15 protein-coding genes are annotated in these 12,354 nt (G+C 48.6%); 1 reads left to right on the top strand and 14 read right to left on the bottom strand.

Going from position 1 to position 12,354, the window contains the following annotated elements:
• Positions 1–93: 93 nt before the first annotated feature.
• The 8 genes from panD to AB1K83_RS14040 form a co-directional block, all read right to left on the bottom strand.
• Positions 94–474: an aspartate 1-decarboxylase gene (gene panD / locus AB1K83_RS14075; RefSeq protein WP_413058838.1), complete on the bottom strand. Its 381-nt coding sequence runs from the start codon at positions 472–474 to the stop codon at positions 94–96.
• A 17-nt stretch (positions 475–491) separates the two neighbouring features.
• A complete protein-coding gene (panC, locus tag AB1K83_RS14070; RefSeq protein WP_413058837.1) occupies positions 492–1,328 on the bottom strand; it encodes a pantoate--beta-alanine ligase in 837 nt (278 codons plus the stop codon).
• A gap of 4 nt (positions 1,329–1,332) precedes the next feature.
• Positions 1,333–2,166, bottom strand: coding sequence for a 3-methyl-2-oxobutanoate hydroxymethyltransferase (panB, locus tag AB1K83_RS14065; RefSeq protein ID WP_413058836.1), 834 nt, complete (start codon positions 2,164–2,166; stop codon positions 1,333–1,335).
• Positions 2,167–2,403: 237 nt separating this feature from the next.
• Positions 2,404–3,387 (bottom strand): biotin--[acetyl-CoA-carboxylase] ligase, encoded by a 984-nt coding sequence (locus AB1K83_RS14060; protein ID WP_413058835.1) that lies wholly within the window; start codon positions 3,385–3,387, stop codon positions 2,404–2,406.
• Positions 3,365–4,555, bottom strand: a complete 1,191-nt coding sequence (locus tag AB1K83_RS14055) for a CCA tRNA nucleotidyltransferase (protein ID WP_413058834.1) — start codon at positions 4,553–4,555, stop codon at positions 3,365–3,367. The genes AB1K83_RS14060 and AB1K83_RS14055 overlap by 23 nt, the downstream gene beginning before the upstream one ends.
• Positions 4,552–5,688 carry an N-acetyl-alpha-D-glucosaminyl L-malate synthase BshA gene (gene bshA / locus AB1K83_RS14050; protein ID WP_413058833.1) on the bottom strand — a complete coding sequence of 379 codons (1,137 nt, stop codon included), beginning with the start codon at positions 5,686–5,688 and terminating at the stop codon, positions 4,552–4,554. The genes AB1K83_RS14055 and bshA overlap by 4 nt, the downstream gene beginning before the upstream one ends.
• Before the next feature lie 27 nt (positions 5,689–5,715).
• Complete coding sequence (dapB, locus tag AB1K83_RS14045) at positions 5,716–6,516, bottom strand: 4-hydroxy-tetrahydrodipicolinate reductase (protein ID WP_413058832.1); 801 nt, start codon at positions 6,514–6,516, stop codon at positions 5,716–5,718.
• Positions 6,513–6,851, bottom strand: a complete 339-nt coding sequence (locus AB1K83_RS14040) for a nucleotide pyrophosphohydrolase (RefSeq protein WP_413058831.1) — start codon at positions 6,849–6,851, stop codon at positions 6,513–6,515. Before AB1K83_RS14040 ends, dapB begins: the two co-directional genes overlap by 4 nt.
• Before the next feature lie 106 nt (positions 6,852–6,957).
• On the opposite strand from AB1K83_RS14040, the gene AB1K83_RS14035 reads away from it, so the two are divergent.
• The gene (locus AB1K83_RS14035; RefSeq protein WP_413058830.1) at positions 6,958–7,830 is read left to right on the top strand and encodes a YitT family protein; all 873 of its coding nucleotides are present in this window, start codon (positions 6,958–6,960) and stop codon (positions 7,828–7,830) included.
• A 347-nt stretch (positions 7,831–8,177) separates the two neighbouring features.
• Here AB1K83_RS14035 and AB1K83_RS14030 read toward each other — a convergent pair whose 3' ends face one another.
• The 6 genes from AB1K83_RS14030 to AB1K83_RS14005 form a co-directional block, all read right to left on the bottom strand.
• Positions 8,178–8,846, bottom strand: a complete 669-nt coding sequence (locus tag AB1K83_RS14030; protein ID WP_413058829.1) for a zinc metallopeptidase — start codon at positions 8,844–8,846, stop codon at positions 8,178–8,180.
• A 67-nt stretch (positions 8,847–8,913) separates the two neighbouring features.
• Entirely contained in the window at positions 8,914–9,510 is a 597-nt protein-coding gene (locus AB1K83_RS14025) for a DUF1405 domain-containing protein (protein ID WP_413058828.1), read from the bottom strand.
• Positions 9,511–9,639: 129 nt separating this feature from the next.
• Positions 9,640–10,407 (bottom strand): c-type cytochrome, encoded by a 768-nt coding sequence (locus AB1K83_RS14020; RefSeq protein ID WP_413058827.1) that lies wholly within the window; start codon positions 10,405–10,407, stop codon positions 9,640–9,642.
• A 44-nt stretch (positions 10,408–10,451) separates the two neighbouring features.
• On the bottom strand, positions 10,452–11,126 hold the full coding sequence (gene qcrB / locus AB1K83_RS14015) for a menaquinol-cytochrome c reductase cytochrome b subunit (protein ID WP_041074536.1): 675 nt from the start codon (positions 11,124–11,126) through the stop codon (positions 10,452–10,454).
• A gap of 22 nt (positions 11,127–11,148) precedes the next feature.
• Positions 11,149–11,652 carry a ubiquinol-cytochrome c reductase iron-sulfur subunit gene (locus AB1K83_RS14010; RefSeq protein ID WP_413058826.1) on the bottom strand — a complete coding sequence of 168 codons (504 nt, stop codon included), beginning with the start codon at positions 11,650–11,652 and terminating at the stop codon, positions 11,149–11,151.
• A 222-nt stretch (positions 11,653–11,874) separates the two neighbouring features.
• Positions 11,875–12,324, bottom strand: a complete 450-nt coding sequence (locus tag AB1K83_RS14005) for a DUF2487 family protein (RefSeq protein WP_413058825.1) — start codon at positions 12,322–12,324, stop codon at positions 11,875–11,877.
• Positions 12,325–12,354: the final 30 nt, after the last annotated feature.

Raw genomic sequence — 12,354 nt, 5'->3', positions numbered from 1 at the left:
ACGCCGCCGGGTGACAGGCGCCCAAAAAGAAGCAAAAACAAGAGCCATCCGGATGTTAAACTTCTTCGTTTCCAGATGACTCTCATATAATTGTTAGACGGTCATGGCTTCTTTTTCTTTGATGATTTCCTGAATACCGTTGTTTTCGTCCATGATCAGCACAGTCGGCTCATGGGTGCGCGCTTCTTCATCGGTCATATAGACATACGACAAAATAATGACGATGTCGCCACGCTGTACGAGACGCGCCGCTGCACCGTTGACGCAAATGACGCCGCTGCCGCGCTCCCCTGCAATGATATACGTTTCGAAACGGGCTCCGTTGTTATTGTTGACGACATGGACTTTTTCATTTGGCAACATACCTGCCGCATCGAGCAAATCCTGATCGATCGTAATGCTCCCCACATAATTCAAATCCGCTTGTGTCACGGTCGCACGGTGCAATTTGCTGTTCATCATCATTCTGAACATAAGTACCCACCCTTTATTTATAAGATTATATTATCAATTAATCGAGTTTTCTCAAACTTCACAGCACAGGCTAATATGGCTTCCTTCGAAGACGGCTCATACTTGGTCAATTCAGGATAGGTCAGCATGGATACATAGTCGATTGTCCCCGAACTGTTCTCCGTAATATACGCCGCCACTCTCGTTTCAATCTCTTTCGCTGAAATTCCTTCCGCAAAAAGTTTCGCTCCGAGCTCCAGCGCTTGCCGAATGGCGGGCGCTTCATTGCGTTCCATCTCGGATAAGTTGACGTTGCGTGAACTTTTTGCAAGTCCGTCTTCTTCCCGGACCGTCGGCACCCGGACGATTGTCGTGCGCAAGTTGAAATCCCGGACAAACGTCTCGATGATCGCCAATTGCTGTGCGTCTTTCATTCCAAAATAGGAACGGTCTGGATCGACGATATTGAATAGCTTCAAGACGACTTTCAAGACGCCGTCGAAGTGGCCTGGGCGGGACGCTCCACAAAGTGCGGTCGCTTGCGGTCCGGGCAGAATCCGGATGCCCCCGTCCGTCGGATACATCTCTTCTACTGACGGGATGAACAGGTAATCGACTCCCGCGCTTTCCGCAAGCTTGGCATCCCGTTCGGTGTCCCGAGGATACGATTCGAAGTCCTCCCCTGGACCGAATTGAGCTGGGTTGACGAAAATGCTCATGACAACCGTATCATTTTGCTCTTTTGCTTGCTCCGCCAACGCCAAATGGCCTTCGTGCAAGAAGCCCATCGTTGGGACAAGTCCGACTGTCCGGTTCCCCCGTTCGTTGCGGTTCAATATCTGTTGTAATTTCTCAATTGAATGAATGATCTCCATTGGTTCAACCCCCATACAAGACAGCCAGTTCTTCTTCCTTCATCGTAAAGCGATGCTGTTCAGCAGGGAATGAACCCTCTTTGACCGCGGCGACATATTGGCCTATCCCGTCCAGGATGATCGGGCTGAGATCCGCGTACGATTGAACGAACTTTGGAATCCGGTGACTGCCATATTTCAATGTATCATGGTATACAAGCACTTGGCCATCCGTCCCGGCTCCGGCGCCAATGCCGATAATCGGGATGGAAACTGCCGCCGTCACTTGTTCGGCCAATTGGTACGGTATGCACTCGAGCACGATCATGCAGGCGCCGGCTTGCTCGCAGGCGATCGCATCATCGATCAGTTGTTTCGCGGCATCCGCTGTTTTCCCTTGCACTTTATACCCACCGAGCACGGCAGCCGATTGCGGCAGTAGACCGAGATGGGCAGCAACCGGAATGCCGGTCGAGGTCATGAGGCGAATTTTCTCGATCACATCGCCCGCGCCCTCTACTTTTAGCGCATCCGCTCCGGTTTCTTGGAAGATGCGGATCGCTTCCGTCAAAGCCCGATCATCAGAACCATGGTATGAACCAAATGGCATATCAACAACCGTAAACGTGTTGGCTGCTCCTCTTCTGACCGCTTTGCCATGATGGATCATATCATCCACCGTCACCGCCGTCGTCGAATCGTATCCAAGGATGACCATCCCGAGCGAATCACCGACCAGCAAGACATCGACGCCCGCTTCTTCCGCCAATTTTGCCGACGGATAATCATAGGCAGTCAGCATGACGATCTTCTCGCCCGCTTGCTTCATCTTAATAAAATCCTGTGTACTCTTCTTCACACTTTCCTCTCCTCTCGGGGAGAAAACCAGAATTCAATCAAAAAACCCTTCCGCCGAAAATGGACAGAAGGGTTGTGTAGGCATCATTCTGATGGTTTCCTCCGTCCCTGTCTGTTGAAAGATCAAGGCAGATCTTGTTGATTTATGCAGTTTTCTAGATGTTCTGGGTAGGTGCAGTTCCGATTGATACCGCCCTTCGACATTACTATACCAAATTGGGACTATTTTGTATATGATTCATTTTGGAATTTCGATGTCCGCGGAAAAGATGCCTCGAATCGAACCGTCATCGAGACGGACTTCGAGCACGCCTTCATCAGAAATGCCGATCGCCGTCCCTTCGATCGTCTCGTGGAGCATGACAGCGCGGATCCGCTTACCCATCGTGTTCGAGTAGCCTTCCCACACGAGCTTGATCGGCGCAAAACCATGTTTGACGTACATGTCGACGTATAATTCAAGGTAACCCAATATTTTTGCAATCAATTTCGCCCGGTCCACTTCTTTTCCCGTAGCTAACTTCAAAGAGCTTGCAATGTCCCGCAATTCTTCCGGGAAATCGGCTTCCTCCTGATTGACGTTCATGCCAATCCCTAGAATAATCGCCTTCACACGATCGGGATCCGCTTGAAGTTCGGTTAATATGCCGGTCACTTTTCTTCCATCGACCAAAATATCATTCGGCCATTTGATCGACGGTTCGATCCCCGTGAGCTCTTCGATGGCTCGCGTCACGGCGACTGCCGCCACCAACGTCATTTGGGGTGCTTGTTGCGGAGTGAGCTGCGGACGTGCGATGACGCTCATCCAAATGCCTTTACCTGACACCGAGCTCCATGGCCGGGACAGCCTCCCTTTTCCGGAAGTTTGCTCTTCCGATATGACAACCGTGCCATCCGCTGCTCCGTTTTGAGCTTCATCATGCGCAATGAGTTGAGTGGATGGGCATGTTTCATAATAGAGGATGTTCCTTCCATATGTTTTCGTCGCCAGGTGGTTTTGGACATTGGCTTCATTGACCAAGTCGGGTGCTTGGATTAAGTAATACCCTTTTTTGCGGATTGTTCCGATTTCGTAACCGTCCTGTTCCAGTTCTTTGACATATTTCCAAATTGCTGTTCGTGAGAGGCCGAATTGTTCCGCGATTTCTTGACCCGAAACCGGTTCGCCTCCTGCTTCAAACAACCTTTTCAATAATTCATTCTTCACGATTGAACTCATTCAAAAACCATCCCTTTATATCGTCCGGGTCATTGATGCATTTCCCATGGAGAACGGCCGATTCAATTTTTTGGAGCCATTCGCCGGTCCATTGGCCTCCCCTGACACCTGCCCAGCTGATCAAATCGCTGCCTCTTACGGTCAACTCCGCTTTTGAGCGGATCGGCAAGTCGCATTTCCTTCTTTCCATCTCTTCGAAAGATACCGGCTCAGCCCCAGGCATTAGCTTGCGTACCAGTTTCTCACATACGATGAGGACATCCATCGGATATGTGTAAAAGTCTTCTACAGTATACGGACGGACTTTCCGCTTTTCCATCATGTCATCGACGGCGTGGAGGAACTGTTTTTCCCGATTGGACAATTTATAAGCTCGCACCATCTCGGAAGGTCCGAAATTACCGACCGCCATCAAGCTGGCCCAGCCTTCCAACGCTGTTTCATACGGAGCTGTCTTGCCGAGCGTCGTGCTGTCCTGCGGGAACAGCGGTAAATCTTCGCGAAGTTGGGTGTGCACGGCATAGTCAAATGCTTTACCGGGATTGACACCAGTAAATAGTTTGTCCATTTCGGCCTTGATGCGTTCGACGGCGACATGCCGCAGAAGCGCCTTCTGCTCTCTGATCGCGTGGCAAGTCTTTTCATCGATTGTAAAATCCAACACGGCAGCAAAGCGGATCGCCCGGATCATCCGGAGAGCGTCTTCATTAAATCGCTCTGCCGCTTCCCCGATTGCCCGAATCATACCTTGTTCCAAATCGTTTTTGCCGCCGAATAGATCGATCAATTCACCTTCCAGCGTCACCGCTAGGGCATTGATTGTGAAATCACGACGGGCCAAGTCTTCCTGCAATGATCGGACAAATCGAACCTCATCCGGGTGCCGATGGTCCGAATATGTTCCTTCCGTCCGGTACGTCGTCACTTCGATCGCTTCCCCATCTATCAACACGAGGACAGTGCCATGGGCGATGCCGACATCCACCGTGGATGGAAAAATCGCTTTTACCTCTGTTGGCTCCGCGGATGTTGCGATATCAAAGTCCTTTGCCGGTTTTCCAAGGAGATGATCCCTTACGGAGCCCCCTACAAAAACCGCTTCGTACCCTTCTCTCTCTAATGCGGAGATGACTTTACGCCCCGCAGCAGTCCCGAAATGTTGGATCATGTTCTTCCCACCACTTCATAATAGAGTGATTCATATTGGGAAACGATCGTTTCCGTATCGAACTTTTCATTGGCAATCGCCAAGGCATGTCTTTTGAAAGTATCCAACAAAGCATCATCTTGAAGCAGCGTGACCGCTTTAGCGGCCGCTTCCTCACAGTCTCCGAGCGGCACGAGAAAACCGTTGACACCATCCTCAATCACTTCCGGAATGCCTCCGATATCCGTTGCGATGGACGGGACACCGCACGCGAGGGCTTCCAGCAGCACAAGGCCGAACGCTTCCTTTTCGGACATTTGAAACATGACGTCGCTAATCGCTAACAGTTCAGGCAAATCATTCCGTTTACCGGTAAAGATGACGTGGCTCTCGAGGTGTAAGTCCAGGACGAGTTGCTCCATGTCCGGCTTTTCCGGTCCTTCTCCGACAAGCAGCAACTTGACGTCGGGCATTTTCTCGACCACTTTTTGGAAACTCATAATGATATCGGGAATCCGTTTCACCTTACGGAAATTGGAGATATGAATCATCACTCTTTCTTCCTGCCGGATTCCGAGTTCTTCTTTGAGGAGTCCAGGTTCTACTGGACGGTAGCGATTTTCATCAATAAAATTATGAATTCTCATAATGGGTCGGTCGGGACGAATCAATTCCATCGTTTCCTGCGCAAGAAATTCAGAAACAGCGGTTGTCCGATCCGACTTGTTGATGCCATAGCGAACCGTATTGCGCAATCCCGGGTCATGGCCAAGGATCGTGACGTCCGTTCCGTGCAATGTGGTGATAATGCCGATATCAGACTGGGCCATGTCTTTCCCAAGCGATGCGGAAATCGCATGAGGCACCGCATAATGGACATGGAGCAGATCCAACTTTTCCTCCTCGATCACTTGGGCAATCTCGTTGGCAAGCGCAATATCATAGGGTGGATACTGGAATACGGCATAGTCATCGATTTTCACTTCATGAAAAATGATCCGTGGATTTTCTTCAGTAAGACGGAACGGACGGCCTGAGGAAATGAAGTGCATTTCATGGCCCCGTTCCGTCATTTTTTGTCCGAGCTCCGTCGCCACGACGCCCGAACCGCCTAACGAAGGATAGCAGATGACGCCCACTTTCAGCTTATTCAATCGCGACCACCCTTCCGAAACCGTTTCTTAATCGATAATGTTCTCCAGTCCATAGATGAAGTCTTCCCCTTCCATGACGTGTCGGATTGCCATGATAATGCCCGGCATGAAAGACTTGCGGTCGAATGAATCATGACGGATGCTAAGCAGTTCGCCTTCGCCGCCAAGTAGCACTTGCTGATGAGCCAGGAGACCCGGTAGGCGGATACTATGGATTTTCATGCCATCCACATCGGCACCCCGCGCGCCCGGTTGGTGCTCCTGTTCTTCCGGATGCCCTTGGATATGCGGCGTCCGCACTTCTTTGATCATATCCGCAGTTTTGACAGCTGTTCCTGATGGAGCGTCCAGCTTGCGGTCATGGTGCATTTCAAGGATTTCAACATCCCCTAAATAGCGGGCTGCCATAACGGAAAATTTCATCATCAAAACAGCGCCGATGGAAAAATTCGGTGCAATGATACCGCCTATCTGGGCTTTGTGGGCCATATCGGTCAACGAATCGATCTCTTCGGCGGTTAAGCCGGACGTACCGATGACGGGGCGGATACCTTGCATGATCGCCTCTGTCGCATTTTGGAAGACCGCATCGGGATCGGTCACATCGAGCAAGACATCCGGCTTGTCGAAATCGGCCAGATGGGCAAGTGATGTATAAATCGGTATCCCGCCTCCGTCCGGGACGACCTCGCCATCCTTTATGTACTGCCCTTCAAATTTATAATCAAGTGCCGCGACTACTTCCATGTCGGGCGCTTCAGTGATCGCTTGGATTGCAGTCGCACCCATTCGGCCTCGTGCTCCTGCAATTGCTACTTTAATCGTCATTCCAGTTCCTCCTTTTTAGTCCAGCGATCCGCATCCCGCACTTTGAATTTGTGCAGGACGGTACTCAATGCACTTTCCAGGCTGATGCCTTGGGAATTGGCAAAACAGACGAGTACGAAAAACAGATCGCCCACCTCTTCCTCCATAGAACGGATCGCCTCTTCCGGCTTTTTCTTTTTCATTCCATATACATGTTGCACTTCCCGTGATAACTCCCCAAGCTCTTCAGTCAACCGAGCCAGCAACTCCATCGGGGGGAAGTACCCTTCTTTAAAACCATTTATGTATTGATCGACTTCCTGTTGCCAGTTTTCCAACGTTTTTGCTTGTTCCATGAACGCCAACTCCCTTATTCATCGTATTCATTAACGCCAGTATTGTCAAAATAAAAAATATCATTGATAATGGCCTTATTGTACCAAATGGGAAGGAGTGCCACGATTGCTCGAACAAATTAAAATCAAAAATATACTCTTCATCATTCTCGGCGCAGCCATTTTCAGTTTTGGCCTTGTCCATTTCAACATCCAACATGCGCTTGCGGAAGGCGGCTTCACAGGAATTACGCTCATTTTGCTTTTCGCTTTTGATTGGGACCCGGCCATTATGAACTTGGTGTTGAACATCCCAATGTTCTTTCTCGGCTGGAAATTGCTCGGCAAGCGGATGTTCATTTATACGATTATCGGGACCGTCGCCGTATCCATTTTCATAAAAGTGTTCATGAAGTATCAAATCGATGTCCATTTGCAAGACGATATGTTCCTCGTTGCCCTCTTCGCCGGCGTCTTTATCGGAATCGGGCTCGGCATCATTTTCCGGAACGGCGGGACGACAGGCGGGGTCGATATTATTGCGCGGCTTATGAATAAATATATGGGCTGGAGCATGGGAAAGACGATGTTCATGTTCGATGCACTCGTCATTTTGGTATCATGGGCCGTCTATTTAGATCACCGCTCGATGATGTATACGCTCGTTGCCCTGTATGTCGGTGCACGTGTCATCGACTTCGTCCAAGAAGGGGCTTATGCTGCCAGAGGAGCCTTCATCATCTCGGAGCACCAAGATGAAATTGCTAAGAAAATCACTTTGGACATGGAACGGGGTGTTACCGTTTTTCGCGGTTACGGCCATTTTACGAAAGGCGATCGGGAAATCCTCTACTGCGTGGTCGGCCGCAATGAAATTATGCGGCTGAAAAACATTATCACCTCAGTCGACCCGCATGCGTTCGTCACCTTGACCGATGTGTACGATGTCATGGGCGAAGGATTCACTCTCGATGATCAGAAACGGCCGATTGATCGGTAATGGAAGCAGGTTGTCCGTGTACCCGGACAACCTTTTTTCTTGCAATCAGGGCATTACAGCAAGAAGGCCATCCCCCGATTATGAGCGCTTCTGTCGAGTTATGGGCGCACAATGAAAATTATGAGCACTTACGCAGAATTATAGGCGATTCTATCGAGTTATGATCGCGTAATTGGAGTTATGAGCGCTTCCTCGAACTTATAAGCGTTTTGCCTGATTTATGAGCGCATAGCCGAAGTTATGAGCTTATTGCAGGCTTATGAGCAAATTTCTGAAATATGAACGCGGCGAGAAGAATTAGATTTTTCGAGACAGAAAAAGCTGCCCTTCCCGGACAGCCCTTTCCTTTATTCTCTGTTTGTAAAAATCAAAATGAGACGCAACAATTCCAGAACGGCGACAGCAGCGGCTGCCACATATGTCATCGCGGCGGCGCTCAACACTTTTTTCGCATGTGCCTCTTCCTCATTGCGGATAACGCCAAGTTCTACGATTTGATTCATCGCGCGGCTGGAGGCATTGAATTCCACTGGAAGTGTGACAAGCTGGAACACGACCCCGACAGCCAATAGGACAATCCCGATCAGCAACATCGAATTCAAATTGGAGAAGATGAGACCGATCATTATGAAAATCCAAGAAGCGTTGGAAGTCAAGTTGACGGCAGGCACCATGCGATGGCGCAAGCGTAAGAATGAATAGGCTTCCTTATCTTGGATGGCGTGTCCGACCTCATGCGCAGCGACCGCTGTTCCCGCAACCGAAGCTTCATGAAAGTTAGCCGTCGACAAGGCGACAGTTTTCGTTAGTGGATTGTAATGGTCGCTTAATAACCCTTGGCTTTCTACCACTTTGACATTATGCAATCCGTTCTGATCCAAAATTAGACGAGCCACTTCGGCACCCGTCTTGCCGGATGTCGAAGGAATTTTCGCATATTTTTTGTATGTGCTTTTCACTTTGAATTGAGCATATAGCGGCAAGATGATAATCGCTGCGAAGTAAATCCAAAACATTGTCAGTTCCCTCCCTTTCTCTCTATTCTTTATTTTAGTATGCCCCTGCCCGAACCGCAACTATTTGCTATGATGCCGCGCGAGGTCTTTTTTTCCAAACTTGATAGGCGAGCCAGATGCACGCAATCGAAAGCCAGAATGTGAAATAGCCGATTTGCTCCATATGCTTCATCAAATCGTGATAAATCGGCATTTGGCCGAACACATAGTCAATGATGTCATTATGCAGTGTCCAAACTCCTGCCACCACAATGTGGATCAAACGGAAACGGTACAGCGGACTGTATAACACGGCTTGGACTGCCATCGCAAAATGCGAGAGGACCAACATCCAGCCAACCCGCCCGATAGAACCTGTTTCATACAATGTCAGCAAATTCATGACGACTGCCCATAAGCCGTATTTCACCAATGTGATGAGGGCCAGCGCTTCGATTAATTTGAAATTCCGTCCGATAAGCCAGCCGACAATTGCCAAGCAAAAAAACAGACTCGCTGTTGGGCTATCGGGCACAAAAATCCAGAAGACCGGTTCTGTCAATTCAAGCTGCCACATATACCAATAGTAACCGTATACCGTTCCGAATATGTTGACATACAGCAAAATCCATAAAAACGATTTATGCGATAAAATTGACCAAGCCAGTTTTAGTAATGAACCCATGGACATCTCTCCGATTGGTTTACCTTCATCTTATCTTATGTATGAAAAAAAGAGCCAGTTTCCTGACTCTTTTTTTCTTCGAACTGTTATGCTCCAAGGGCCATTTTAATGCGCTCCTGCATGAGATGCTTATTCAGCACCCAATTCCGCAATAAATTCAGCCATGACTTGGAGGTCTTCTTCTGAACCATCCCATGTTCCAGGAGGCATGTCGCCAACCCCGTCATGTGCAATAGTTACAATTTCTTCCGCTGTCAAGCCGGTACCCGAAAGCGGTTTACCGAGCCCGCCTTGGAAGGCATCCCCGTGACATCCGATACAAGATGAAGCTGCGTAGATTTGATATCCTTCAGCCTCTGCATCAAATTCAACCTCTTCGACAATCGCACCTTGTGCTTTCGCTGCTTCCCAGTCATGGTTCACGTATGATTCCCAAGTCAAATAGAAAAGTGCTGCGAAAGTCAACAACATGAATGCCGTTGGAAGTGGGCGTTTAAACGGACGGCGCTCTTTCGTCGTGTCCATGAACGGGACAAGCATCAAAGCACCCATAGCTAGTCCAGGAATTACGATCGCTCCGATGACGTTCCATGGTCCGGAAGCGAACTCATATTTCAGCAATTGGTACATCGACAGGAAGTACCAGTCCGGAACCGGCATATATGTCGTGTCCGTCGGATCTGCTTGACGTTCAAGCGGAGACGGATGAGCGACTGTTAAGATCAAGTAACCGATGAGGAATACAGCTCCGACCATCCATTCCTTCAAAAGGAAGTTCGGCCAGAATGCTTCCGTTTTACCAGGATATTCTGAGTAGTCTTTCGGGACGTTCGGCATTTTACCTTCAGCCTTGATACGTGAGTCCCCGACAAACTTCATCCCTTTACCGCGCTGCATAGTGTCCCCTCCTTAATTAAAAAATCAACGTTGGACGCGCGCTCTTATAGCGGTCCAGAAATACCTTGTCTTCGGATCATGATAAAGTGTGCCGCAAGCAACCCAAGCAAAGCAGCCGGTAAGAAGAATACATGAATCGCGAAGAAACGTGTCAATGTTTGTGCACCGAGAATTGTCGAATCCCCTGCAAGGAGGATTTTAATCGATTCACCGATGAACGGGACAGAAGCGGCAATCTCAATTCCTACTTTCGTAGCGAACAATGCTTTCATATCCCATGGCAATAGATAACCAGTAAATCCAAGGCCGAGCATGACAGCGAAAATAAGCACGCCGACAACCCAGTTCAATTCACGTGGCTTCTTGTAAGAACCTGTAAAGAATACACGTAATGTATGTAGGAACATCATGACAATAACTAGCGATGCCCCCCAGTGGTGCATCCCACGCACAATTTCACCGAATGCGACTTCATTTTGAAGATAGTAAACGGATTTCCAAGCATTTTCAATGTCCGGTGTATAGTACATCGTCAAGAACATACCGGATAAGATCTGGATGACAGTGACGAAAAACGTCAATCCCCCGAAACAATAAATGAATGCGGAAAAGTGGTGTGCAGGGTTTACGTGCTCAGGTACTTCGTGGTCAGCGATATCGCGCCAAATCGGGGTGATATCCAACCGTTCGTCAACCCAGTCATAAATTTTATTCAGCACTTCGGTCGTACCCCCTTACTTTTTAGACTAATGTGTTCGGTATTGTTTTTCCGATATAGACATAACCGTCTACCACTTCGACTTCATACTCGTCAAGTGGACCAATCGGTGGCGTCCCTTTTACGTTTTCGCCATTTTTCAAGTAACGTCCTGCGTGACATGGGCAGAAGAATTCATTCGCGTGTGCCGGGTCCCCTCCCCAGTTCACCGTACAACCCAAATGCTTACAGACAGGGGAAAGCGCGATGATTTTATCGCCTTCTTTATAAACCCAAGCCGTGTTGGATACGTCGGATTTATACCATGCATCTTGGCGATCCTTGATGGTAAAGTCGACACGCACCGGTACTTCCGTCAGCTCGTCCGCTTTATGCTCTGTCGGGATGAAATCACCACCGCCAGAAGCTTGCAAGACCGGATCGATTGCAAAGCGAACCATTGGCATCAGCATTGCAGAAGCCATGAAGCCGCCTGTACCCATCAATGTATAGCTAAGGAATTGGCGTCTAGACACTTTCTTGCTCATCAATTTCCCTCCTCTTACTTAAAGGTCAGTCCAACGGACATGCTTTTTCTAATTGTAATACTAGGACATATCTATGATATATCAATATGTATGGAAATTCAATCATGCTTTCCATACGTATTTCAGTTTGTGAACAAATATTGAATTTTTGATGAACCCGTCCATTTCCGCAGGTCAAGCCTTCTCAAAGCGCAGCGTATCCTACCTGCTGCCACCTTTCTTTCATTGCCCAGACCAAGCTGCCGTAAATTTCGGGACCAATTGACGAAATTGATCTTCTAAAATGGATTGCTTCAATTGGGCGTCCATGCTTTCAAGAGGAATCGCCGGAAGCCAGATCACCTGTCCTTTAAGCTCTATGCTTGTCCATGCCGGATCTGTTGTCAGGAAGAATATATGTTTGAACGGCATTTGGGACAAGTCGTCCCCCCATGCTTTGCCCATCTGTTCCATATCAACGGAGGGCGTGTAGGAAAACGGCGGAACGAGCACCATTCTTCCTTTAAATTGCGATTCGACAAACATTGTCAAGTGCATAAGGAAATCGGAAGAAGACGCTGCACTCTTCATCTTTGCCAAATCCGTCTCCACTTTTACAAGGGGGACGAGCAACGTATCAATATATTCTACTTGCTGCAAGTATGTATCCAAATCCTTTGCAGTCCAATTCATTCGAAAATCCCCCTTTTTTCCTCATGAAAT

The sequence above is a fragment of the Sporosarcina sp. 179-K 3D1 HS genome, from assembly GCF_047228905.1.
Lineage (GTDB): Bacteria > Bacillota > Bacilli > Bacillales_A > Planococcaceae > Sporosarcina.
This window is presented reverse-complemented; position numbering and strand designations above follow the sequence as displayed.